We start from the raw sequence: 21,928 nt of genomic DNA, 5'->3' as shown, positions 1-21,928 counted from the left end.
TCATGAACGCCTCGCCCGACCTTCGCGCAGCCAGCCGCCCGGACGCGCTCTACCTGCTGCTCGCATGGCTCTCGCCGTCCTTTCCCGTGGGCGCCTACACCTACAGCCACGGGCTGGAGTGGGCCGTCGAGGAGGGAGCGGTCACGAGCGCGGACACGCTGCGGGACTGGCTGTCGGGCATCCTCGGCCACGGCGCCGGGCGCTCCGACGCAGTCCTGCTCGCCCGCGCCATGGACATGGCGCGAGGCGGCGACGAGACCGGCGTGCGCGCGCTTCTGGACCTGTCGCTCGCGCTCCAGCCGACCAGCGAGCGGCGGCTGGAGACAACGGCTCAGGGCGATGCCTTCATCACCGCGATCCGGGCCGCCTGGCCACCCGAGCAAAGGCATGACGCGCCGCCTGCGGTCAGCGTGTTCCATGGGCTTTGCGACGGTGACCGCGCCGTGCCGCGCGGCGGATGGAGCTACCCGCTCGCCCTGGCTGTTTCGGCCGCCGCCTGGGAGGTGGGCACACGCGAGACGGTAGAGGGCTTCCTTCATGCCCTGGCGGCGAACCTCGTCTCGGCCGCGATCCGTGCCGTTCCGCTCGGCCAGAGCGACGGACAGCGGGTCATGAACGCCCTGCGTCCCCTCGTCCTGACACTCGCCGACGAGGCCATGGCCGCACCGCTCGACGACATCGGCGGCTGCAGCTTCCTCGCCGACATCGCCTCCATGCACCACGAAACCCAGTACACGCGGCTGTTCCGGTCATGAGCCACTTGCCAATAATCGGCCTGCGCCAGACACGCGGCCAATGGATCGCAACCCCGACCGACGCGCGCTCGGCTCGGATCCTTGGCGTCCAGCACTGCGCGGTACTGCGCGACTTTCGCGACGGGAAATGGTCCTGGCGAGGGACGCCGACGCTCACCGACGAGGCCTTGACCTCGGGCGTTGGCGCCTGGTGGATGCTGCCACGCCACGAGGTGTGGCGTTTGCTGCTCAAGCCTGGCTTCGCCGTCGCCTTGCGCTGGGCCACAAACGCGACAGCGGACGCGCCGACCGGGTCGGTTGGAGCATGGATCGGACTGTTCCAGCTTGGATCGATCATGCTCGCCCCCCACCGAATGCATCTTACCCTGACGGATCGGATAGCGGAGATATCCCAATGACCTCACCGAACGGTCCCCTGCGCGTCGGCATCGGCGGCCCCGTCGGCTCGGGCAAGACGGCCCTGATGGACGCGCTGTGCAAGCGCCTGCGCGCGCACTACGACATCGCCGCCATCACCAACGACATCTACACCCGTGAGGACGCCGAGTTCCTGACACGCTCCGGCGCCCTGGAGGCGGCGCGCATTCGCGGCGTGGAGACGGGCGGCTGCCCGCATACGGCGATCCGCGAGGACGCCTCGATCAATCTCGCCGCCGTGGCCGAGCTCGAAGCCGCCTTCCCGAAGCTGGACCTGATCCTGATCGAGTCCGGCGGCGACAATCTGGCGGCCACCTTCTCGCCCGAGCTCGCCGATCTCACGATCTACGTCATCGACGTCTCCGCCGGTGACAAGATCCCCAGGAAGGGCGGCCCCGGCATCACCCGTTCCGACCTTCTGGTCATCAACAAGACCGACCTCGCCCCGCTCGTCGGCGCGTCGCTGGAGGTGATGGACAGGGATTCCCGCATCATGCGCAAGGAGCGCCCGTTCGTCTTCACCAACGTGAAGGCGGGAACGGGCGTGGACGAGGTTCTGGAGTTCATCGTCGCGCGCGGCGGTCTCGCCCGCGCCGCCTGAGGCGGAACGCGACCGGTTCAGGCGCCCGACAGCCGGTGCCCGAGCGCCTCGAGGCCCACATCGCGAATGCCGAGCTGGTGCAGGTGATTGACGGTGTTGATCACATAGTCGGGATTGGGGCCGGACTGGCCCGCCGCGCCGCGCACGATCTCCACCTGGCGCTCAAGCGACAGGACGCCGGCGTACTGCGGATGCTTGCGGTCGGCCACATAGGTCAGGGCGGTCACGGTCTCGCGGCTTCCGCCGGAAAGCCGCACCGGACGTTCCACCTCGCGATAGACCATGGTGGCCTGCTCACGCTCGCGCAGATAGGCGATCACCTCGTCGCGGTTCTTCTCCGCGACGCGAAACGCCATGCCCCGGCAGGCACCGCCCCTGTCGAGCCCGAGCACCAGGCCCGGCCGCGTCTCGGTGCCGCGATGGACCCAGGAATAGATGCAGAGCGAGCGATGGGACCCGCGCAGGAGACCCGGAACCGCCTCCTCGAACGCAAAGCCCGGCCGCCAGATCAGCGATCCGTAGCCGAACACCCACAAGTCGCGCATGCAAAGCCCTCTCCTGTTCGCGGGCAAGGCTTTAGCAACCGCCGCACCGCCACACAAGGTTTCCGCCTTGAAACCGCCGGCGTGACATGGTTGTGAAACGGCAACGGCGCGCCGGGCGCGCCCTCACCGAAGATCCATCGCGGAGCCAGACCCCACCATGACAGACCCCACGACCGAAGACGGCCCCGCCCCGGATTCCGGAAAGGCGCCTGCGCGCAAGTCCCGTTCGCCGCGCCGTCGCTATGTCTGGCTCGCCGTGATCGCGCTGGTCGTGATCGGCCTGTGGAGCACCTATTGGGCGATCGCCAGGGGCATGGCGCAGGATCTGCTGCACAACGCCGTCGCCGTTGCCCGCGCCAACGGCCAGGAGATCGCCTGCGGCCGCGAGTCGCTCTCCGGCTTCCCGTTTCATTTCGAGCTTTCGTGCGCGCCGCTGGGGCTGGATGACGGACAGGGCCGCACGCTGGAGGCCGAGGGGTTCCGTGCCGTGGCACTGGCCTATGACCCCCGCCACGTGATTCTGGAGGCCGATGCCCCGCTCACCGTTTCCGGCGTCTCGCCGGCGGGGCTGCCGGGACGCGACCTTCTCGCCACCTGGCAGAACGCCCGCGCCAGCGCGCATTTCGGCGACACCGGCATCGACCGTGCGGCCATGGAGCTGAGCGCGCCGCAGATACTCCTCGCCGAAGGCGCTGAAGACCCCGCACCGATCGCCCTGATTGCGGCCCAGGATGCACAGGTGCACCTGCGCGCCGCGCCGGACGGAAGCGGCGATGCCGATATCGCCGTCTCGGGCAGCGAGGTGGCGCTTCCCGCCTTCAACATGCCGCTGGAGATGGCCCTTGTCGCGCGGCTTGACGAGGGCACCCGCCTGCTCGACGGCTCGGGCGCTGATCTTGCCGCGCTGCTGTCGCGGCCCGACGCGCTGAAGGTCACCTCGATCGACGTGACGGGCGAGGGCTTCGCGCTCAGGGCGAGCGGCACCCTGTCGCTCGACGAGAAGCGCCGCCTGCAGGGCGAACTGCCGCTCACCGTCACCGGCGCCGACCGGCTTCCCGCGCTGCTCGCGCCGCTGTTCCCGGAAGGCTCCAACGCCTCGGTCGCGCTCGCCGGCGCGATCATGGCCTTCGGCCGGCCGGCGGAGCTCGACGGCGAGCAGGCGGTGACCGTGCCGCTCGCCTTCCGCGACGGGGTCGCCCGTGTCGGCCTGATCCCCATCGCCCCGCTCAGGCCGATGATGTAAGCCACGGCACCTGGAGCCGGAAACGGGAAAGGCGCCCCGAGGGGCGCCTTTTTGTCTTGTCAGGTCCAGGAGCCGGAAGCGCGGGCCTCAGCCCTGGGCGCCACGGTCCACCTGGATGATGTAGCCCTTCCAATCCGCCGGTTCGGCGATCTTGTCGTAAAGCGCGACGGCGGGCGCGTTCTTGCCCGGCACGATCCAGCGCAGTTGCGCCCAGCCGCGCCGCGAGCCTTCCGACACCAGCCATTCGATCATGTGCCGGCCGATGCCCTGGTTGCGGGCGTCGGGATGAACATAGATCTCGTCGAGCTGGCCGGTCCGCAGGCCCGTGATGATCTCCGGCAGGTCGAAGAAGATCGCGAAACCGACGAGCCCGCCGTCCGTCTCCGCGCCGATCACCTGGGCGGTACGGTCGCCCAGGATGCGCTCGGCATAGTACTGGTCAGGACGGCGGGGGGCGCCGCGCTTCAACGCCTGCGCGTATTCCGCGATCAGCGGAGCGAGGGCCGGCGCATCGTCCGGTCCGAGCGTCTTGATCGAAATCTTGCTCATGCAGTCTCCGACAATTTGGGCCGCTGCCGGACCGGATCCGCTGACGGCGGGTCCGGCAACCGGCGAATGGGCGCTCACAATGCCCCGAACGCGCAAGGCATTTCAACTGCGCATCTTTGCGGGCGGGCGCACCGAGCCGGGGAGAGGCGATTGACGCGGCCCGCGTGCATTTCGCATAGTCTGCACCCGCCTCCAGTCTGGACACCCTCCCGAATGACAGCAGATGCAAAGCGCCGCAACGCGACCCTGATCGGACTCACGGCGGTCGTCATGTGGTCGACGCTCGGCCTGTTCGGCGCGGCCTCGGGAGACGTTCCCCCGTTCCTGCTCAACGGGCTCTGCTTCGGCGTCTCGGGCCTTGCGGCAACGCTCTGGCTGGCGGCGCGCGGCCGGCTTCACATGCTGCGCCAACCCGTGGGCGTCCTGGCGTTCGGCACGCTCGGCCTGTTCGGCTTCCACTTCTTCTATTTCACCGCGATCCGCAACGCTCCGCCGGTCGACGCCAATCTCATCAACTACACGTGGCCACTTCTGATCGTGCTCTTCTCCGCCCTTCTGCCGGGCGAGAAGCTGCGTCTGCACCATGTGGCCGGCACGCTTGTCGGGCTCGCGGGCGCCGCGCTTCTGGTCGTCGGCGACCAGGGGCTCGAACTCGATCCCGCCCATCTGCCGGGCTATCTCGCCGCCGTTGCCTCGGCGCTGTTCTGGTCGAGCTACTCGGTGCTCTCGCGCCGTCTGGGCAAGGTGCCGACGGAGGCGGTCGCCGCCTTCTGCCTGGCGACCTCGGCGCTCTCCTTCGCCGCCCACGCCATGGTCGAGGAAACGGTCTGGCCGGCGGACGCCGGCGAGTGGAGCGCCGTGCTCGCGCTTGCCGCCTTCCCGGTCGGCCTTGCGTTCTTCGTCTGGGACCGCGGCGTGAAGCAGGGGGACATCCAGGTGCTGGGCGCCGGCGCCTATGCCGCCCCGGTGCTCTCCACGCTGCTTCTCATCGCCTTCGGCTTCGGCGATTTCTCCATGCGCGTGGCGCTTGCCTGCCTGCTGGTGACGTTCGGCGCGTTCATCGCCGCGAAGGACATGATCTTCCGCTCTCCGCCAAAGGGCGAGGTGGCGCCCACCCCGGGGAAGACGTAATCGGAAGGAAGGCCCGGCGCGCGATCCGCGCCGGCTCGCAGATGAAGGAGAGCGACCATGGTGACGAAGGCCCCGATCCGTCCGCGACGCAGCGTGCTCTACATGCCGGGTTCCAACGCCCGCGCTCTTGAAAAGGCGAGGACGCTCGACGTGGACGCGCTTATCCTCGACCTCGAGGATGCGGTCGCGCCCGACGCCAAGGGCACCGCCCGCGACCAGGTGCGCGAGGCCGTCGGCTCCGGCGGCTACGGCCATCGCGAGCTGGTGATTCGCGTCAACGGGTTCTCCACCCCCTGGGGCGCGGAGGATCTCGACATGGCGATCGCGGCCCGGCCCGACGCGATCCTTCTGCCCAAGGTGTCGAGCCCCGCCGACCTCGACCGGGTCGCCCACCGGCTGAACGCGGCCCGCGTGCCGGGCACGACCCGGATCTGGGCGATGATGGAAACGCCGCTCGCCATGCTGAACGCCGGCGCCATCGCGGCCGCCGCGGCCAATCCCGAAACCCGCCTCGACTGCTTCGTGATGGGCACCAACGATCTGGCCAAGGAAACCCGTGCCGCACTCGTCCCCGGACGCGCGCCCATGCGCGCATGGCTTGCCACCTGCGTCGCCGCCGCGCGGGCCTATGGCATCGACATCATCGACGGGGTTTGGAACCACCTGGACGATGACGAGGGCTTCGCCACCGAATGCCGCGAGGGCGTCGAGGCGGGCATGGACGGCAAGACGCTGATCCACCCGCGCCAGATCGCGCCCTGCAACGCGGCCTTCACACCGGCTGAGGACGACATCGCCTGGGCACGCAGGATCATCGCCGAGTTCGAGCGCCCGGAGAACGCGGCACGTGGCGCCATCCAGGTGGACGGACGAATGGTCGAGCGGCTTCACGCGGAGATGGGCGCGCGCCTCGTGGCCATTGCGGATGCCCTTGCCGCGCGCGATATGTGAGCTATCGGGGCCGCCAGTGGCGCCCCCTTGCCGAACGGAGACAGCCGCCTTGAAACTCTATCGCTTCATCACCGGACCGGACGACAGCGCGTTCTGCCACCGCGTCACCGCCGCTCTCAACAAGGGCTGGGAGCTGCATGGCTCGCCGCAGCTCAGCTTCGATGCCGTGAAGGGCGTCGTCACCTGCGGCCAGGCCGTGGTGAAGGAGGTCGAGGGCCACGAGTACACGCCGGACATCAAGCTTGGCGAATACTGAGCCCCGAGCACGGCCGGCCCGGATCGCGGCGCCGGCCGTTTCCGCCTCAGCGCGGAACCAGAACCCAGTAGTCAAAGTCGAGAACCACGGACGGGTCGTACGCCCCGTCCGCATCAGAACCGGGGAAATCCGTGCAGGGCCGGTCGCGCGTCGCGATGGTGCGCACCCGCAACGCGCCCACATCCTCGCGGCCGGAGATCGTGGCCGCTTCGAGGATTTCCGACCAGGCATGAACCGTGTCGCCGGCGAAGAGCGGCGCCACGTGGCGCCCGCCGTTGATGCCGGCCACATGGAACGCCGCGCCGAGCCCGTTGAAGCTGAGCGCGCGGGCCAGCGAAATCACGTGACCACCATAGACCAGCCGGCGTCCGAACCGACCCTGCCCCTCGCTGAGCTGGTTGAAGTGCACGCGCGCGGTGTTCTGGTAGAGTCGCGTCGCAAGCTGGTGCTCCGCCTCCTCGACCGTCATGCCGTCCACATGGTCGATGCGTTCACCCACCTTGTAGTCGTCGAAACGCCAGGGCGTGCCGGCAAGCGCCTCGTCCCAGCCGGAGGTGTCGAGGAACGGGCAGGCATCGCCCAGCCCGTCCGGCTCGATGGCCTCGGGCAGGTCCGGCACCACCGGCTCCGGCGCCGGGGAGGACGGATCGCGCTTGCGCACCATCACCCAGCGCACGTAATCGAGCACCTCGGTGCCATCCTGCCGGTAGCCCGTGGAGCGCACGTAGACGACACCGGTCTTGCCGTTGGAGTTGGCCTTGAGGCCGATCACCTCGGACACCGCGCTGAGCGTCTCTCCGGGATAGACCGGGCTGAGGAACCGTCCGCCGGCGTATCCGAGATTGGCGACCGCGTTGAGCGAGATGTCCGGCACGGTCTTGCCGAAGACGATGTGGAAGACGAGCATGTCGTCGACCGGCGCCTGCGGATAGCCCAGCGCGTGCGCGAAACGGTCGGAGGACTGGACTGCGAAACGGGAGCCGTAGAGCGCGGTGTAGAGCGCCACGTCACCGCTCGTCACCGTTCGCGGTGTTGCGTGCCGAAGCACCTGACCGATCTGGAAATCCTCGAAAAAATTGCCCGCATTGGTCTTGCTCACGACCTGCCCTTCCCTTCGCGCTTCGGTGCGCTGCAATACAATCGCGCATGGCCGGTCCGTGCAAGCCGTACCTTGGACCGAATCCGGCGTCCCGGCGAAGGGACGCAACGGAACACGCGCCGGAATCCGGAGTGGACCCTCGCCGGAGGCGCAACTAGGGTGTGCTCCACGAACGAGGCGTCTACGCGGAAGTGCGTAGTCAGCCGACGAAGGTTCCCTGGAGACACGCAATGACCAGCAACAATCAGACGTCGGGCGACAGGCCCGCCGCCAATGCCACGGCGGCGTCCGGCTTTCCCGACGCGCTTCTCAGGGGATACCTGGAGTATCGCGACCAGGCCCACCGCTCGCAACGTTCGGAGTTCGAGCGCCTTGCCGTCTACGGCCAGGAACCGAAGGTGATGGTCATTTCCTGCTGCGACAGCCGCGTGACCCCGGAGAGCATCTTCGGTGCCGGACCGGGCGAGCTTTTCGTCGTGCGCAATGTGGCCAACCTTGTGCCACCCTACGAGCCCGACATGCAGCATCATTCCACCAGCGCGGCGCTGGAGTTCGCCGTGCAGGCGCTGAAGGTGAAGCATATCGTGGTCATGGGTCACTGCCTGTGCGGCGGCGTGAAGGCGTTCCTCGACCAGGAATCCAAACCGCTCTCGCCGGGCGATTTCATCGGCAAGTGGATGACGCTCCTGGAGCCGGCGGCCAACTTCCGCTGCGATCCGGTCGAGCGCGCGCAGGACCCACAGCTTGCCATGGAATATGCCGGTGTGCGTCAGTCGCTCCTCAACCTGCGGACATTTCCCTGCGTGAGGATCCTGGAGGAAAAGGGGCGGCTGAGCCTGCACGGGGCCTGGTTCGACATCGGCTCCGGCGAGATGCGGCTGCTGGATACTGAAACGGGCGAATTCCACTCCGCCACGGATCTCGCCTGAGCCCCGCGCCGATCCCATCGCTCCCGAACGGCCCGTCGGGGCGGGGCCGCAGCCCTGCCCCGTCAGGCGTCAGTTGAAGAAGCGATAGCCGGCCGGTTTCCTCGGCCCCTCGTCATCGTCGTCCCCGTCGGGACCGGGATCGTCCGGCATGTGCTTCAGCGGGAATTCGATCGGCCGGGACAGGTCCTTCTCCCGCTTCGTCCCGCCCGGCTCCGCCGGTTTTGCGGCAGCAGCCGGAGCCTGCGGCTTGCCGACGTCCGGGCCCGTTCCGCTTGCGTCTTCGCCCGTTGCCGTGTCCGCCGCGGTGCCGGCGCTCGCCCTTGCCTCGTCCCCGGCCCCATTGTCGGACGCGCTGTCCTCGCCCGGGGCGGCCGGCCCGCTCTTCGCCGCCGTTTCAACAGGCTCGGGAGCCTGCGGAGACGTCTCCGCAGGTGCGGTCTCCGTCTTTTGCGACAAAGCCGGGTCGGGAGCCGCCGACGCGGCGTCCGTGCCGGACGCGTCCTCGGCCTGCGTCACGTCCCTGAGCGTCCCCTCGTCCGGATACGGGTGGCTGACCGTTGCATCGCTGAGAATCTCGAGCGCCTCGGCCGGACGCGCGGGCTGGGCGGGAAGGGCCTCCAGAAGACTGTCGTCGATGGCCTCGACCGCCTCGCCGTTTCCTTCGCTCGCCGGCGGCAGTGCCCAGACGAAGGCGTCCAGGCGTCCATCGACCGGCGACACCGGCGCCCAGGTCTCCGCGACCACGCCGTCCGCGATCCAGGTCGGGTCTGCCGGGGCACGCACGGCCCGCGACAGCCACTCGCGCACACGGCCACGGTCGCCGTTCTCCGCATCCTCCAGATCCGCCATGAGCAGAAACACGCGCCGGGTCGGCTCCAGCGTCAGCGCCGCCTTGAGCTTCTCGCGCGCAAGGGTATGGTCGCCCGCCTCGATGGCGACGCGCGCCAGCGCGACGGCGCCCTCCACATTGTGCGCGCGAAGGGCGGCGAGCGACTTCACCCGCTTCAGCCGGTCCTGCGCCGAATCGCCCGTGCGGGCGTTGGCATAGGCTTCGGCGAGATCTGGATGCGGCGACAGCTTCCAGGTCGCCTCGACCACCTTCATCGCCTTGCGCACATCGCCGCGCCGGGTCGCCAGACGCGCGGCCAGAACGCTTGCGGGCACCAGATCCGGCGCCAGCCCGTGCGCCTCGCCGGCAAGCGAACGCGCCGCATCCGGATCACGGTCCTCGAGTTCCAGCGCATGGGCAGTCAGCAGCACCGCCTTGTGGCGGCGGAAGGTCTTCTTGTCGACCAGCTTGGCGGCGTAGTTGCGCTCAAGCGACTTGACCGCATCGTCCCAGTCGCCGGCGACCGCCTCATAGGCCAGAACCGCATGGCCGGCCCAGGGCAGGCCCGGCACGAGGCGGGCGGCCTCGCTGGCGTAGTGACGGGCGGCCACCGGCTCGCCCAGCCGTTCCGCCTCGATGTAGAGCCCGTGCAGCCCGACCGGCTTGAGCTTGGGGTCTTCCAGCATGGCCTCGAAGCGCGCGCGCGCCTCGTCGTGACGCCCGGCGAGCTGGGCGCTCTGGGCAAGCACGAGATCGGAGGCCGGATCGTCGGCAAGCAGCTTGCCCGCCTCCTTGCCGTAACGACTCGCGGTCACCGCATCGCCCACGCCCAGCGCGATCATGGCGCGCGACAGCGCGTCATAGCCGCGATCCCGCCGCCGGCGGCGGAAGAACCGGCCGAGCAGGCCCGGTGAACGCAGGACGAAGAGAAGGAGGTTCCACAACGCGATGCAGACCGCAACGAGCAGCGCCAGAGCGACCGCTGCCGTCATCAGGCCGACCTCGATGCGATACCCCTGCCAGTCCAGCGTCACCAGTCCCGGACGATCGGCGATCCAGGCCGAACCGAGCGCCGCGACGAACAGCACGGCAATGAAGATCAAGAGGCGAATCATCCTGTCCTACTCCCCCCTCGGGCGCTGGCGTGAGCGCCGTTGCCCCGGGCTTTCCAAGCTCATTGTCCGCACGTCAGCCCGCAGTGGTGTCGCCCAGCGATTTCAGCACGTCGCGCGTGACCGCGTCCACAAGCGCATCGGCCGCGAGCCGGGCACGGGCATCGCCCGCCCAGTCCGCGCCGGCGGCCTTCGCCGCCTCCGGCAAGGTGTCATAGGCCTCGACCGCGCCGACAAGATCGTTCGCCTCGACCCGCGCCTCCATGCGCCCGAGCGCGGCGGACGGCGTCGACGCACCACTTTCGCCAGGCGTGCGGATGGAAACCAGCGAGCGGGCATTGGCAAGGAGGCTGTCCACCATGTCGCCGCCCTCGGGCTTGTCGAGCGTGGCGCTCATCGCGCGTGCCGCCGCGCCGAAGCGCGCACGCAGCTCGGCGCGTGTGGGAATGCCGCTCTCGGCACGGGCCTGCAGGGCGGAAAGGTCGGTCCCCTGAGGCAGAACACCCGCGACCGCCGCAAGTTCGGTCCGGTAGGGCGCGCCCCGGTCGATCGCCGCCTTGAGCTGGGACACGGCCACGGCCCGCGAGGCGATCTCGCGCGCGCCCGCATCGCCCATCTGCTGCTCGATCGGATCAAGCCGGGCGGCAAGCTCGGAAAGCCGGCTCTCGAGACCGGACCGCACCGTGCCGATCTCCTTTTCCATCGCGCCGATGCGCTCGCGAACATCGGCAACGGACCGGCGGATCTCGTCCACCGCGCCGTTCAGGCCCGCCAGGCTGTCGGGAACGCCGGACAGGGACTGGGCGGTGTCTTCTAGCGTCGCGATGCGCCCCTCGATGCCGGAAAGGTCCGGCGCCGCCTGCGGCTCGGGCAGGTTCGCGACCTTCTGTGAAAGCTCGGACAGCGAGGACTGCAGGCGCTCGACCGTTTCCTGCAGGCTGGCGAGGCCGGCTGTTTCCCCGGCTCCGCCGGAGGAGACGAAACGGCGCAGGTCGGCAAGACCGCTCTCCACCTCGCCAATGCGGGCCGCCGCCTCTTCCGAGATACCGGAAGCGGCCTGCGTCGACGCGGACCGCACGCTGCCCTCGAGCGTGTCGAGGCGATTGCGAAGGCCGTCGAGCGTCGCTGTCAGGCCCGAGGCCGCATCCTGCCGGTCGGCAAGGCCCGCGATCTTCTCCTCAAGCCCGGTAAGCCGGCTCTGCGCCGCCTGAAGGGTCGAGCTGACCTCCGGTGTCGTCTGGCCGGCCCCGATCAGTCCCGCCTGCTGGGCGCCATAGACGCCGCCAAGCGCCACGGCCGCACCGATCAGCGAGGCGGCGAACAGCCCGCCGAAGCCCGTGCCGGACCTGTCCTCCTCGCCGGTTGGCGCGGAAGCGGTCTTTTTTGCCGTGTCGGACACGTCCGCCTTCGAGGCGCTCGCGCCGCCGGCGGACGTCTTTTCGGAGCCCGGCCTGTCGGCAAGAATGCTCTCGCCCTTGCCGGGCTGGGCCGCGCCCGGTGTCGCGGAACCTTCCGTCTCACCCGCCTTGGAGGCGAGCGGTCCCGTCGCCCCGGAGGCGGCGAAGGCGGCCGACGACGGCTGGGGGGACGCCGGCTTCTCGCCGGAGGTCTTCGTATCACCGGAGGTCTTGGTATCGGACGTTTTGCCGTCGGACGGTTTTGTGTCGGCTGCCTTCCCGCCGGAAGCGGTCGCTCCGGCCGGTTTCGCATCGCCGGCCTTCGGCGTGTCGGTCTTCGGTCCGTCGGTCTTCGTCGTGGACGACACACCGGCCCCGCTCTTCGCGCCCGCCTGCGCCGAAGCCCCGGAAGAGGCCGTGGAGGCGGACGCTGCGGATGTCGCTCCCGTCCTGGATGTATCCGGCTTCGAGGACCCGCTCGCACCCTTTTCGGCTGCCGCCTTCACTTCCCTGGCCTCGAGATCGATCGTCACCGCCTTGCGGGAGGACGCGCCGGAGGGGCGAGTACCGCCCGCGCCGGCCTTGCCCTGCCCGGAGCCAGCCTGGGCCTTCGGGTCCGGCCGGCCACCCGGCTTTGCTCCGCCTTTCGCGCCCTCGGACGTCTTGTCGTCGGCAGCCATCGTCGCTCTCCCTTGCACGCGCCCGCCGCTTTCGCGGGCCACGGGCCGATCCGGCCCGGTGGTCAACCGTTTTTCCGGCACGCCTGCGCGCCCCGGTCCCTTCACCGGCGCGGCCCGGCCCGGTCATGTTGGCCGGTTTCGCGCCGCAACACAAATCGCGTATCGCTTAGCACGTCTTGGGCAAAAGCGCGACGAGAGCATCCTCGTCCGGCCGTTCCGCCACAAGACAACGTCCAAGTCCCGCAAGAGGTTCGCCGACCTGTTCCGACAGGACGAGAAAGGTTGCCGGCGGACGATCCGGCCAGTCGGAAAGCGCGCTCGCCAGCGCCTGTGCCGAGCGGCGCGAGTAGCACGGCGCGATCAGCTCCCCCGCGCCCGAAAGCGCGGCCCGCGCTCCGGCGTCGAGCACCGGCCGCGCGATCATGTCGTAGACCTCGACCATCTTCACGCGCACGCCGTGCGGCGCCAGAAGGCCGGCAAGGTCGCCCGAGCGCTCGCGGCCGGCAAGATACAGAACCTCGCCCGCCGGCGGCCGTGCCGCGATCAGGGCGACAAGGCTTTCAAGCGTCCCCTGCGCGACACGCACGTCGCGCGCACCGGCACGACGTGCCGCATCCGCCGTGCTCTCGCCGACGGCGTGGACGCACAGGTCGCGCAGGACCTGCCAGTGCCGCGCGAGCGCCGGCGTTCCGGTCATGGCCTCGACGGCCCGTGCGCTCGTGAGCGCGACGACCATGCCGGGCGCCGGGTCGGGAAAGCTGTCGGGCACCAGGGTGACCGGCTCCATCAGCGGCGCCACCACCACCTCATGGCCGAGCGCGGCGAAACGCCGCGCCGAACGCGAGGCCGCCGGTTCCGGCCGGGTAACGAGGATCATGGCCTACACCGTGAAGAAGCCCGGGCCGCCGCGCGCGCGCAGGTCCAGCCCGGCATCGCGTCCCATCTCGGCCGCGTCGGAGAGTGCGCCCGAGCGCCTCGTCTCGTGCACTGTCTGCCCGTCCGGGGTGAGGATGAGACCGCGAAAGTCCAGCCGGTCGCCGTCGATGGTCGCAAGGCCGCCGATGGGCGTACGGCACGAGCCGTCGAGAACGGTAAGGAACGCCCGTTCGGCGGCGAGACAGATTTCCGTCGCCCGGTCGTGGATCGGATCGAGCAGCGCGCGCGCCGCACTGTCGTCACCGCGCGCCTCGATGCAGATGGCCCCCTGGCCGACGGCGGGAAGAAAGTCCTCCGGCTCGATCACCGAGGTCACCACGTCGGCCATGTCGAGACGCCGCAGCCCCGCGTAGGCGAGCAGCGTCGCGTCGACGACGCCATCGGCCAGCTTCTTCAGCCTCGTCTGCACGTTGCCGCGATAGGTCACCACCTCGATGTCCGGGCGCATCCGCTTGATCATGGCCTGGCGGCGCAGGCTCGAGGAGCCGACCACCGCGCCGTGCGGCAGATCGGCGAGCGTCTTCGCCTTCGGAGAGATGAAGGCGTCCCGCACGTCCTCGCGCGGCAGGAAGGTGACGATCTCCAGGCCCTCGGGCAGGACGGTCGGCATGTCCTTGGAGGAATGCACGGCGATGTCGATCTCGCCGGCGACCATGGCCGCCTCGATTTCCTTGGTGAAAAGCCCCTTGCCGCCGACCTCGGACAGCGGCCGGTCCTGGATGCGGTCGCCGGAGGTCTTGATGACGATGACCTCGAAGGCCGCCTCGGGCAGGTCGTGCGCCGCCATCAGCCGCGCGCGGGTCTCGTGCGCCTGGGCGAGCGCCAGCGCGCTTCCGCGCGTGCCGATGCGAAGGATCGGGCGGGTTCCGTCGAATTCTGCGGCGTGTTTTGTTTGCAAGACGATCGGTCCTGGTGCTAGGCGAATGCGGGTTCGGAAGGTGCATCTTCCGGCCTCACGGGCAAGGCCCGTTGTCGAAACATGCGGCGAGACGAAGGAAAAGAGCGCCCGGCCCGGACGATCCGGCGTTGCGGGCGCGCTCGGCGAAGCGCGATGATAGACCCTGAAAGCGTCATGGCCAATGGCGGCGCACCGGCCCGAGGAACCGTCCACATGTCCAGCACCGCGTCGCCCTCCCCGGATCAGGCCCCGGTTCCCGCGCTGACCGTTCTCGGCATCGAGACGAGTTGCGACGAGACCGCCGCCGCCGTCGTCCGGCGCGAGCCCGACGGCACGACCACGATCCTGTCGGACGTGATCCGCTCCCAGGTCGCCGAGCACGAGGCCTTCGGCGGCGTGGTCCCGGAAATCGCGGCCCGCGCCCATATCGCCCTGCTCGACCGCCAGATCGAGCAGGCCCTCGACAAGGCGGGCCTGGCAATCGAGGACATCGACGCGGTCGCCGCCACAGCCGGGCCGGGGCTGATCGGCGGCGTGATCGTCGGCCTGATGACCGCCAAGGCCATCGCCATGGCCGCGGGCAAGCCGCTCGTCGCGGTCAACCACCTCGAAGGCCACGCGCTCACCGCCCGCCTGACCGATGCGCTGTCCTTTCCCTATCTCCTGCTGCTCGTGTCCGGCGGCCACACCCAGTTCCTGCTCGTGGAAGGCGTCGGGCGCTACCGCCGCCTCGGCTCCACCATCGACGACGCGCTCGGCGAAGCCTTCGACAAGACCGCCAAGCTGCTCCAGCTCGGATTTCCCGGTGGCCCCGCCGTGGAACGCGCGGCGGCATCGGGCGATCCCGCACGCTTTCGCCTGCCCCGCCCCATGCTCGACCGGCCGGGGCTCGAACTTTCCTTCGCCGGCCTCAAGACGGCGGTCCGCAACGCCGCCCATGGCGCGGCGCCGCTGCGGCCCCAGGACGTCTCGGACCTTTGCGCCGGGTTCCAGCAGGCGGTCGCGGACGTGATCGGCGAAAAGAGCCGGCGCGCGCTCGCGGCCTTCGCCGAAGCCCATCCGGAGGCCGAACCGGTGCTCGTCGTCGCCGGCGGCGTCGCCGCCAACGCCGCGATCCGGGAGAGGCTCGCCTGCGTGAGCGAGACGGCCAGCGCCAGGCTCGTCGCTCCCCCGCACCGCCTGTGCACGGACAATGCAGCCATGATCGCCTGGGCGGGCATCGAGCGCCTCGTGGAGGCCGCACATCGCGGCGAGAGTGTCGATGACGGCGCGGTGCCGCCGCGGCCCCGCTGGCCGCTCGACGACAGGGCGGAGCCGGTCTTCGGCTCCGGACGCAAGGGAGCCAAGGCATGAACGACGTCACGGGCGATCCGCGTTTCGAGGAAGGCGTGCTTTGCGCCGAGCGTCCGGCGCGTTTCGACAAGCTCAAGCACAAGGCCTATGTCTATCTGACGTCGGGACGCGAACTGCTTGTCTTCCGCCAGCCCGACCAGCCCTATGTGGGCCTGCAGGTGCCCGGCGGCACGGTCGATCCCGGCGAAAGCCACCTCACCGCCGCGCTGCGCGAGTTCGGCGAGGAAACCGGCCTCGCCCTGCCCCATGCGCTGGAACAGATCTGCGCGCAGGTGCTTCTCTTTGACAACGCGCTTGGCCGCGACGTGCACGACCGGCGCCTTTATCACGCGATCACCCCGGCGACCGGCCCCGCACGCCGGCGCCGGAGCTGGGAGCACTTCGAGATGAGCCCGTCGGGCGGAGGCGACCCGATCCGCTTCGAGCTGTTCTGGATCGACATCGACGAGGCGCTCGCCCTCGGCGAGGAGCGTTTCTTCACCGGCTTTCATGCCCCGCTTGCCGAAGTCGCGCGCCGCATCGACGCGAACGCGGGAGCACGCGCATGACCGTGCCGGTTCCCTTTTCCCGGCTGGCCGTCATCGGCGGCGGCGCCTGGGGAACCGCGCTCGCGCTTGCCGCCAGACGCGCGGGGCGCGACGTGCGGCAGTTCGCCCGCGACCCAAGTGTGGTCGAGGCCCTCGGCGCGCGGGGTGAAAACCCCGCCTATCTGCCCGGCATCTCGCCGGGCCTGCCGATCCGGGCGACAACGGATCTGGAAACCGCGCTTCAGGGCGCCGAGGCGGTGCTCCTCGTCACCCCGGCCCAGACCACCCGGCAGATGGCGGGCGAGATCGCGGCCCGAGTGCCCGCCGGCACGCCGATCGTTCTCTGCGCCAAGGGGCTGGAACGCGAAAGCGGGCTTCTCCTGTCGCAGGTGCTTGAGGAAGCCGCCCCCGGCTGCATCCCGGCGGCGCTGTCGGGACCGAGCTTCGCCGCCGACGTGGCGCGCGGCCTGCCCACGGCCGTCACCGTCGCCGCCGACGATGGGGATCTCGCCGATCGCCTGTCGCTGACACTGGCGAGCGCCCAGTTCCGCCCCTATGCGGCCACCGACCTTCCCGGCGTCCAGATCGGCGGCGCGCTCAAGAACGTGCTGGCAATCGCCTGCGGCGCGGTGGAGGGCAAGGGCTGGGGCGCCAGCGCCCTTGCCGCGCTGACGGCGCGCGGCTTCGCGGAGCTGTCGCGTCTCGGGCTCGCGCTCGGCGCCAGAACGGAAACACTGGCCGGCCTTTCCGGCCTCGGCGACCTGGTCCTGACCTGTTCCTCGCCCCAGTCGCGCAACTTCGCCTTCGGCATGGCCCTTGGCCGTGGCGAGGCGGCGCTTTCCGGCGGCAAGCTCGCCGAAGGCGTGCACACCGCAAGCGTCGCGGTCGCCATCGCCTCCCGCCACGGCGTGGAGGTTCCCGTCTCCGCAGCGGTCGCGGATGTGCTCTCGGGCGGCATCTCGGTGGACGGCGCGCTCGAGGCGCTCATGTCGCGGCCGCTGCGCCGGGAGGCGTGAACGCGTCCCGCCGCCTCTTGCCCGCCTCCGACAAGCCTGTATCTATGGGCAAATCCGAAAAGCCTTTCCAGATATCGAGGACCTTCATGCTCTATGCGCTGATCTGCACCGACAAGACCGGAGCCTCCCAGATCCGTCTCGACAATCGTCCCGATCACCTTGCCTGGCTGAAGGCCATGGGCGACCGGCTCAAGGCCGCCGGCCCCTTCCTCGACGACGACGGCGGCATGACCGGATCGCTTGTGGTGATTGAGGCGGGAAGCCGCGACGAGGCGCTCGCCGTCTCGCAGGAGGACCCCTACGCCCGCGCCGGCCTCTTCGAGAACGTCGAGATCCGGCCGTGGAACTGGGTCATCAAGAACCCCGAGGCCTGACCATGCGCTACTGGCTGTTCAAGTCCGAGCCGGACAAGTGGTCCTGGGACATGCAGAAGGCGAAGGGCGATGCCGGCGAGCAGTGGGACGGCATCCGCAACTATCTCGCGCGCAACAACATGCGCGAGATGAAGCTCGGCGACCTCGGCTTCTTCTATCATTCCAACATCGGCAAGGAGGTCGTGGGCGTCGTCGAGGTGTGCCAGGAGATCCACCCGGACACGACGACCGACGATCCGCGCTGGGAGTGCGTCGACGTCAAGGCCGTCTGCGACATGCCGAAGCCGGTGACACTGGCCGACGTCAAGGCCACCGAGAGCCTGTCGCAGATGTCGCTCGTCACCTCCATGCGCCTGTCGGTCCAGCCGGTGACGCCCGAGGAGTGGGAGATCGTCTGCCGCATGGGCGGGCTCGATCCGGCGGACCTGCCCGGACGATGAGGACCGGCGCGGAGCGGATCGCCTTCATCCGCGCCAACACGCGCGTCCATCCGGTGCCCCACGCTCCGGAGATCCGCCTGCATCTGGCCGACGAGGCCATGGAGCTCTGGCAGAAGACGGAAGCCGAGCTCGAGGAGATGAACCTGCCGCCGCCGTTCTGGGCCTTCGCCTGGGCCGGCGGCCAGGCGCTCGCGCGCTATCTTCTCGATCACCGTGAAACCGTTGCCGGGCGGCACGTTCTCGATTTCGCCACCGGCTCGGGGCTTGCCGCCATCGCCGCCGCGATCGCCGGCGCGGCGCGGGTCACCGCCTGCGACATCGATGCCCATGCCCAGAGCGCGACGGAACTGAATGCCGCCCTGAACCGGACAGAGCTGGAAATTCTCCACGACGACCTGCTGACGCAGGCGCCGCCGCCGGTCGATGTCATCATGTGCGGCGACGTCTTCTACGAGGAGCCCATGGCCGCGCGCGTGCTGCCCTGGCTTGAGCAGGCGTGCCGTTCGGGAACGCGCGTGCTCGTCGGCGACCCCGGCCGGACCTATCTTCCAAGGGAGCGGCTGCGCCTGCTTGCCACCTACGACGTGGAGGTCAACCGCTCGCTGGAGGACCTGTCGGTCAAGCGAACGAGCGTCTTTGACCTTCTCGTGCCTGACGCAACGTGAGATTCGCCCTCCCCGGCGCGGCCTCCCGAAACCGCTTGCGCCGGCCGGGCGTTCTGGAGTGAGATACGCGCCTCGCCTGGGTCGTGTCACCCGTTGCGACCGGCGCCGACCGGAGGGTCGCGCCGCGGACTTCGCCTGACACGACATTCCCGGACATGACAAGCCAGAAACCCACAAGACCGCATTTCCAGAGGACAATCATGCCGACGATCAATCGTTTCGCCGATCTTGCCGACGAGATCACCGAGTGGCGGCGCGACATTCATGCCCATCCGGAGCTTCTGTACGACACCCACCGCACCTCCGAGGTCGTGGCGACGAAGCTGAAGGAGTTCGGCGTCGACGACGTGGTGACCGGGCTCGGCAAAACCGGTGTCGTGGGCGTCATTCGCGGCAAGAACACCGGCTCCGGCAAGGTCATCGGCCTGCGCGCCGACATGGACGCGCTGCCGCTGGAGGAAATCACCGGCAAGCCCTACGCCTCCACGACGCCCGGCAAGATGCATGCCTGCGGCCATGACGGACATACCGCCATGCTGCTCGGCGCGGCCAAGTATCTTTCCGAGACCCGCAACTTCGACGGTACGGTCGTCGTGATCTTCCAGCCCGCCGAGGAGGGCGGCGCCGGAGCCAAGGCCATGATCGACGACGGCCTGATGGATCGCTTCGGCATCCAGGAAGTCTACGGCATGCACAACATGCCGGGGGCGCCGGTCGGCACCTTCCATCTCCGCAAGGGCGGCATGATGGCCGCCGCCGACCACATCCGCATCGAGATCGAAGGCGTCGGCGGTCATGCGGCGAAGCCCAACGAGGTCGTGGACACGATCCTCGTCGGCGCGAACATTCTCCAGGCCGTGCAGTCGATCGCCAGCCGCAACGTGGATCCGCTGAAGTCCGTGGTCGTGTCGATCACCGCCTTCAACGCGGGGTTCTCCGACAACGTCATTCCGCAGACGGCCGTTCTGCGCGGCACGGTGCGCACGCTCGATCCCGATGTGCGCGATCTCGCCGAGCGCCGTCTCAAGGAGATCGTCCCGACCATCGCCCAGGCCTATGGCGCCAAGGCCGTCGTGAACTACAGCCGTGACTACCCGATCACGAGCAATCATGCGGACCAGACCGACTTCGCCGCCTCCGTCGCGGCCTCGATCGTCGGCGCGGAAAACGTGGACACGGACGTGGCCCCGACCATGGGTGGCGAGGACTTCTCCTTCATGCTCGAGGAGCGTCCGGGCGCGTTCATCTTCACGGGCAACGGCGATTCGGCGAACCTTCACCACCCGGCCTACGACTTCAACGACGAGCTGATCCCGGTCGGTTGCTCGTACTGGGTGAAGCTGGTCGAGACGGCAATGCCGGCCGAGTAAGGACCATATCGGGAAGGCGGCCCGCCGCCTTCCCGTCCAACCGGGCCGCCGCACGGCCTTCGGGAATCCGCGATTGGACGCGCTCCTCGCCAGCCTTCCGCCACTCTTCGCGCCCGGTCTCGCTCCCTGGCTGCAGATCGGGCTTGTGCTGCTCAGCATCGTCACATCGGCGGTGTCGGCGGCCTTCGGGCTTGGCGGCGGCATCATGCTCATCACCGTGATGGCGCTGGTGATGCCCATCCCGGCGCTGGTTCCCGTCCATGGCGTGGTGCAGCTCGGCTCCAATGCCGGTCGCTCGCTGGTGCTCCTGCGTCACGTCAACTGGCCGGCCGCCCTGTGGTTCGCGTTCGGCGCGGTGTTCGGCGCACTCGCCGGCGGATCGCTCGCGGTGAACCTGCCGGCCCCACTGGTGCGCATCGGCCTCGGCCTGTTCGTGCTGTGGATGGTCTGGTCGCGCGCGCCGCGCTTCGCCCATGCTCCCAAGCGCGCCATGGCGGTCGCGGGCTTCGTCGCCACCGGCCTGAGCATGGTCTTCGGCGCAACTGGGCCGATCGGTGGCGCGGTGCTTTCCGCGCTCGGTCTCGACCGGCAGGCTTTCGTGGCGAGCCAGGCCGTCACCGCACTGACCATGCATGTGTTCAAGATCGCGGTCTTCGGACTGCTCGGCTTCGCCTTCGCGCCCTGGGCCGGACTGATCGTCATGATGGTGGTCTCGGGCTTTGCCGGCACGCTGATCGGCACCCACCTGCTGGCCCGGATGCCGGATACCGCCTTCAGAACCGGTTTCCGCGCCATCATGAGCGCCCTCGCCCTGATCCTCGTCTGGCGCGGCATCGCCGGCGCCTGATCCACCCCCGTTTTCGGAGTTTCCCATGACCGACCCCGTTTCACGCGACGACGTCGCAAACGCCGCACTCCGCATCAAGGACCATGTCCGCCGCACGCCCGTCATCGAGAGCGGCGCGGGAACCTTCGGCCTCGCGGCATCGCTGACGCTGAAACTGGAGGAGCTGCAGCATTCCGGCTCGTTCAAGGCGCGCGGCGCGTTCAACACGCTTCTGTCGAGCGACGTTCCGGCGGCCGGAGTCGCCGCCGCATCGGGCGGAAACCACGGCGCGGCGGTCGCCTATGCGGCCCGCGCGCTGGGATATCCGGCCGACATCTTCGTGCCCGAGACCTCCTCGCCCGCCAAGATCGAGCGCATCCGCTCCTACGGGGCCACCCTTCACGTGGGCGGCGCGCGTTACGCGGATGCGGCCGAGGCCTGCGCCCGTCATCGCGAAACGAGCGGCGCCATGGACATTCATGCCTATGACGCGCCGGGCACCATCGCCGGACAGGGCACGGTCGCGCTGGAATGGCTGGAGCAGTCGCCCGACCTCGACACGGTGCTCATCGCCGTTGGTGGCGGCGGCCTGATCTCGGGCTGCGCGCTGTGGCTCGCGGACAAGGTCAAGGTCGTGGCCGTCGAGCCGGAGGGCTCCTGCGCGCTGCATGCCGCCCTTGACGCCGGCGCCCCTGTCGATGTCCCGGTGGAAAGCGTCGCCGCCGACAGTCTCGGCGCGAAACGCTGCGGCGATCTCGTCCACCGGATCTGCGCGAGCCGCGTGTCCGAAAGCGTGCTTGTCGGCGACGACGCGATCCTGGAGGCCCAGGCCCGGCTCTGGAGCGAAATGCAGGTGGCCGCCGAACCCGGCGGCGCGACGGCGCTGGCCGCACTCGTGGGTGGCGCCTACCGCCCGGCCCCGGGCGAACGCGTCGGCGTGCTCGTGTGCGGCGGAAACGTCGATCCGCGCATGCTTGCCCGCGACGAGGCGTGAGCCGCGCTTGCCAAGCGCCGGCCAAGCCATTAGCA

Annotated in this window: 24 protein-coding genes; 17 read left to right on the top strand and 7 right to left on the bottom strand. The window is 69.5% G+C overall.

Features of this window, described 5'->3' with window-relative positions:
• The first annotated feature begins 2 nt into the window (after window positions 1-2).
• The 3 genes from ACYX4S_RS18715 to ureG are packed head-to-tail and all read left to right on the top strand — an operon-like array spanning window position 3 to window position 1,773.
• A complete protein-coding gene (locus ACYX4S_RS18715; RefSeq protein WP_476361291.1) occupies window positions 3-755 on the top strand; it encodes an urease accessory protein UreF in 753 nt (250 codons plus the stop codon).
• A complete protein-coding gene (locus ACYX4S_RS18710) occupies window positions 752-1,153 on the top strand; it encodes a hypothetical protein (RefSeq protein WP_476361290.1) in 402 nt (133 codons plus the stop codon). Before ACYX4S_RS18715 ends, ACYX4S_RS18710 begins: the two co-directional genes overlap by 4 nt.
• Window positions 1,150-1,773, top strand: coding sequence for an urease accessory protein UreG (gene ureG, locus ACYX4S_RS18705; protein ID WP_476361289.1), 624 nt, complete (start codon window positions 1,150-1,152; stop codon window positions 1,771-1,773). Before ACYX4S_RS18710 ends, ureG begins: the two co-directional genes overlap by 4 nt.
• 17 nt (window positions 1,774-1,790) lie before the next feature.
• Here the strand turns inward: ureG and ACYX4S_RS18700 are convergent, their stop codons facing one another.
• Complete coding sequence (locus tag ACYX4S_RS18700) at window positions 1,791-2,318, bottom strand: gamma-glutamylcyclotransferase (RefSeq protein WP_293720748.1); 528 nt, start codon at window positions 2,316-2,318, stop codon at window positions 1,791-1,793.
• Between the two features lie 157 nt (window positions 2,319-2,475).
• On the opposite strand from ACYX4S_RS18700, the gene ACYX4S_RS18695 reads away from it, so the two are divergent.
• Entirely contained in the window at window positions 2,476-3,561 is a 1,086-nt protein-coding gene (locus ACYX4S_RS18695; protein ID WP_476361288.1) for a DUF2125 domain-containing protein, read from the top strand.
• 87 nt (window positions 3,562-3,648) lie between these two features.
• Here ACYX4S_RS18695 and ACYX4S_RS18690 read toward each other — a convergent pair whose 3' ends face one another.
• A complete protein-coding gene (locus tag ACYX4S_RS18690) occupies window positions 3,649-4,110 on the bottom strand; it encodes a GNAT family N-acetyltransferase (RefSeq protein ID WP_476361287.1) in 462 nt (153 codons plus the stop codon).
• Between the two features lie 213 nt (window positions 4,111-4,323).
• Here ACYX4S_RS18690 and yddG point away from each other — a divergent pair, with 213 nt between their 5' ends.
• Genes yddG through ACYX4S_RS18675 form a run of 3 tightly spaced genes read left to right on the top strand, consistent with a single transcriptional unit; the run spans window position 4,324 to window position 6,448 of the window.
• Window positions 4,324-5,241 (top strand): aromatic amino acid exporter YddG, encoded by a 918-nt coding sequence (gene yddG / locus ACYX4S_RS18685; RefSeq protein WP_476361286.1) that lies wholly within the window; start codon window positions 4,324-4,326, stop codon window positions 5,239-5,241.
• 57 nt (window positions 5,242-5,298) lie between these two features.
• Window positions 5,299-6,192 carry an HpcH/HpaI aldolase/citrate lyase family protein gene (locus ACYX4S_RS18680; protein WP_476361285.1) on the top strand — a complete coding sequence of 298 codons (894 nt, stop codon included), beginning with the start codon at window positions 5,299-5,301 and terminating at the stop codon, window positions 6,190-6,192.
• A 49-nt stretch (window positions 6,193-6,241) separates the two neighbouring features.
• Window positions 6,242-6,448, top strand: a complete 207-nt coding sequence (locus ACYX4S_RS18675; protein ID WP_293720743.1) for a DUF1737 domain-containing protein — start codon at window positions 6,242-6,244, stop codon at window positions 6,446-6,448.
• Between the two features lie 46 nt (window positions 6,449-6,494).
• Here the strand turns inward: ACYX4S_RS18675 and ACYX4S_RS18670 are convergent, their stop codons facing one another.
• Entirely contained in the window at window positions 6,495-7,547 is a 1,053-nt protein-coding gene (locus ACYX4S_RS18670; protein ID WP_293720742.1) for a MaoC family dehydratase, read from the bottom strand.
• 230 nt (window positions 7,548-7,777) lie between these two features.
• On the opposite strand from ACYX4S_RS18670, the gene ACYX4S_RS18665 reads away from it, so the two are divergent.
• Window positions 7,778-8,476 carry a carbonic anhydrase gene (locus ACYX4S_RS18665; RefSeq protein ID WP_476361284.1) on the top strand — a complete coding sequence of 233 codons (699 nt, stop codon included), beginning with the start codon at window positions 7,778-7,780 and terminating at the stop codon, window positions 8,474-8,476.
• A 69-nt stretch (window positions 8,477-8,545) separates the two neighbouring features.
• Here ACYX4S_RS18665 and ACYX4S_RS18660 read toward each other — a convergent pair whose 3' ends face one another.
• The 4 genes from ACYX4S_RS18660 to hemC form a co-directional block, all read right to left on the bottom strand.
• Window positions 8,546-10,420, bottom strand: a complete 1,875-nt coding sequence (locus ACYX4S_RS18660) for a heme biosynthesis HemY N-terminal domain-containing protein (protein WP_476361283.1) — start codon at window positions 10,418-10,420, stop codon at window positions 8,546-8,548.
• A gap of 73 nt (window positions 10,421-10,493) precedes the next feature.
• Window positions 10,494-12,494: a COG4223 family protein gene (locus ACYX4S_RS18655; RefSeq protein WP_476361282.1), complete on the bottom strand. Its 2,001-nt coding sequence runs from the start codon at window positions 12,492-12,494 to the stop codon at window positions 10,494-10,496.
• 166 nt (window positions 12,495-12,660) lie between these two features.
• The gene (locus ACYX4S_RS18650) at window positions 12,661-13,371 is read right to left on the bottom strand and encodes a uroporphyrinogen-III synthase (RefSeq protein ID WP_476361281.1); all 711 of its coding nucleotides are present in this window, start codon (window positions 13,369-13,371) and stop codon (window positions 12,661-12,663) included.
• A 3-nt stretch (window positions 13,372-13,374) separates the two neighbouring features.
• Window positions 13,375-14,328, bottom strand: a complete 954-nt coding sequence (gene hemC, locus ACYX4S_RS18645; protein WP_476361280.1) for a hydroxymethylbilane synthase — start codon at window positions 14,326-14,328, stop codon at window positions 13,375-13,377.
• A gap of 213 nt (window positions 14,329-14,541) precedes the next feature.
• Between hemC and tsaD the strand changes: the two genes are divergently transcribed.
• The 9 genes from tsaD (at window position 14,542) to ACYX4S_RS18600 (ending at window position 21,893) form a co-directional block, all read left to right on the top strand.
• A complete protein-coding gene (gene tsaD / locus ACYX4S_RS18640) occupies window positions 14,542-15,681 on the top strand; it encodes a tRNA (adenosine(37)-N6)-threonylcarbamoyltransferase complex transferase subunit TsaD (RefSeq protein ID WP_476361279.1) in 1,140 nt (379 codons plus the stop codon).
• Window positions 15,678-16,229: an NUDIX hydrolase gene (locus ACYX4S_RS18635; protein WP_476361278.1), complete on the top strand. Its 552-nt coding sequence runs from the start codon at window positions 15,678-15,680 to the stop codon at window positions 16,227-16,229. Before tsaD ends, ACYX4S_RS18635 begins: the two co-directional genes overlap by 4 nt.
• On the top strand, window positions 16,226-17,224 hold the full coding sequence (locus ACYX4S_RS18630) for an NAD(P)H-dependent glycerol-3-phosphate dehydrogenase (protein WP_476361277.1): 999 nt from the start codon (window positions 16,226-16,228) through the stop codon (window positions 17,222-17,224). The genes ACYX4S_RS18635 and ACYX4S_RS18630 overlap by 4 nt, the downstream gene beginning before the upstream one ends.
• Before the next feature lie 86 nt (window positions 17,225-17,310).
• Complete coding sequence (locus tag ACYX4S_RS18625) at window positions 17,311-17,598, top strand: YciI family protein (protein ID WP_293720729.1); 288 nt, start codon at window positions 17,311-17,313, stop codon at window positions 17,596-17,598.
• A 2-nt stretch (window positions 17,599-17,600) separates the two neighbouring features.
• Entirely contained in the window at window positions 17,601-18,038 is a 438-nt protein-coding gene (locus ACYX4S_RS18620) for an EVE domain-containing protein (RefSeq protein ID WP_293720727.1), read from the top strand.
• Entirely contained in the window at window positions 18,035-18,703 is a 669-nt protein-coding gene (locus ACYX4S_RS18615; protein WP_476361276.1) for a class I SAM-dependent methyltransferase, read from the top strand. The genes ACYX4S_RS18620 and ACYX4S_RS18615 overlap by 4 nt, the downstream gene beginning before the upstream one ends.
• Window positions 18,704-18,903: 200 nt before the next feature.
• Window positions 18,904-20,073, top strand: a complete 1,170-nt coding sequence (locus ACYX4S_RS18610) for a M20 aminoacylase family protein (protein ID WP_476361275.1) — start codon at window positions 18,904-18,906, stop codon at window positions 20,071-20,073.
• 73 nt (window positions 20,074-20,146) lie between these two features.
• A complete protein-coding gene (locus tag ACYX4S_RS18605; RefSeq protein ID WP_476361274.1) occupies window positions 20,147-20,920 on the top strand; it encodes a sulfite exporter TauE/SafE family protein in 774 nt (257 codons plus the stop codon).
• 25 nt (window positions 20,921-20,945) lie between these two features.
• Entirely contained in the window at window positions 20,946-21,893 is a 948-nt protein-coding gene (locus ACYX4S_RS18600; RefSeq protein ID WP_476361273.1) for a threonine/serine dehydratase, read from the top strand.
• Window positions 21,894-21,928 lie beyond the last annotated feature (35 nt).

This window comes from Stappia sp. ABD4_338 (assembly GCF_056312175.1).
The sequence above is the reverse complement of the archived record's forward strand: the minus strand, read 5'-3'. Positions and strand labels throughout refer to the sequence as shown.

Excerpts from the sequence above, each read along its gene's own strand:
- ACYX4S_RS18625 (WP_293720729.1), top strand. The coding sequence starts at position 17,311 with ATGCTCTATGCGCTGATCTGCACCGACAAGACCGGAGCCTCCCAGATC.
- ACYX4S_RS18600 (WP_476361273.1), top strand. The coding sequence starts at position 20,946 with ATGACCGACCCCGTTTCACGCGACGACGTCGCAAACGCCGCACTCCGC.
- ACYX4S_RS18620 (WP_293720727.1), top strand. The coding sequence starts at position 17,601 with ATGCGCTACTGGCTGTTCAAGTCCGAGCCGGACAAGTGGTCCTGGGAC.
- ACYX4S_RS18695 (WP_476361288.1), top strand. The coding sequence starts at position 2,476 with ATGACAGACCCCACGACCGAAGACGGCCCCGCCCCGGATTCCGGAAAG.
- ACYX4S_RS18650 (WP_476361281.1), bottom strand. The coding sequence starts at position 13,371 with ATGATCCTCGTTACCCGGCCGGAACCGGCGGCCTCGCGTTCGGCGCGG.
- ureG (WP_476361289.1), top strand. The coding sequence starts at position 1,150 with ATGACCTCACCGAACGGTCCCCTGCGCGTCGGCATCGGCGGCCCCGTC.
- ACYX4S_RS18690 (WP_476361287.1), bottom strand. The coding sequence starts at position 4,110 with ATGAGCAAGATTTCGATCAAGACGCTCGGACCGGACGATGCGCCGGCC.
- ACYX4S_RS18655 (WP_476361282.1), bottom strand. The coding sequence starts at position 12,494 with ATGGCTGCCGACGACAAGACGTCCGAGGGCGCGAAAGGCGGAGCAAAG.
- yddG (WP_476361286.1), top strand. The coding sequence starts at position 4,324 with ATGACAGCAGATGCAAAGCGCCGCAACGCGACCCTGATCGGACTCACG.
- ACYX4S_RS18715 (WP_476361291.1), top strand. The coding sequence starts at position 3 with ATGAACGCCTCGCCCGACCTTCGCGCAGCCAGCCGCCCGGACGCGCTC.
- ACYX4S_RS18660 (WP_476361283.1), bottom strand. The coding sequence starts at position 10,420 with ATGATTCGCCTCTTGATCTTCATTGCCGTGCTGTTCGTCGCGGCGCTC.
- ACYX4S_RS18680 (WP_476361285.1), top strand. The coding sequence starts at position 5,299 with ATGGTGACGAAGGCCCCGATCCGTCCGCGACGCAGCGTGCTCTACATG.
- tsaD (WP_476361279.1), top strand. The coding sequence starts at position 14,542 with ATGTCCAGCACCGCGTCGCCCTCCCCGGATCAGGCCCCGGTTCCCGCG.
- ACYX4S_RS18700 (WP_293720748.1), bottom strand. The coding sequence starts at position 2,318 with ATGCGCGACTTGTGGGTGTTCGGCTACGGATCGCTGATCTGGCGGCCG.
- ACYX4S_RS18665 (WP_476361284.1), top strand. The coding sequence starts at position 7,778 with ATGACCAGCAACAATCAGACGTCGGGCGACAGGCCCGCCGCCAATGCC.
- ACYX4S_RS18615 (WP_476361276.1), top strand. The coding sequence starts at position 18,035 with ATGAGGACCGGCGCGGAGCGGATCGCCTTCATCCGCGCCAACACGCGC.
- ACYX4S_RS18610 (WP_476361275.1), top strand. The coding sequence starts at position 18,904 with ATGCCGACGATCAATCGTTTCGCCGATCTTGCCGACGAGATCACCGAG.
- ACYX4S_RS18635 (WP_476361278.1), top strand. The coding sequence starts at position 15,678 with ATGAACGACGTCACGGGCGATCCGCGTTTCGAGGAAGGCGTGCTTTGC.
- ACYX4S_RS18630 (WP_476361277.1), top strand. The coding sequence starts at position 16,226 with ATGACCGTGCCGGTTCCCTTTTCCCGGCTGGCCGTCATCGGCGGCGGC.
- ACYX4S_RS18710 (WP_476361290.1), top strand. The coding sequence starts at position 752 with ATGAGCCACTTGCCAATAATCGGCCTGCGCCAGACACGCGGCCAATGG.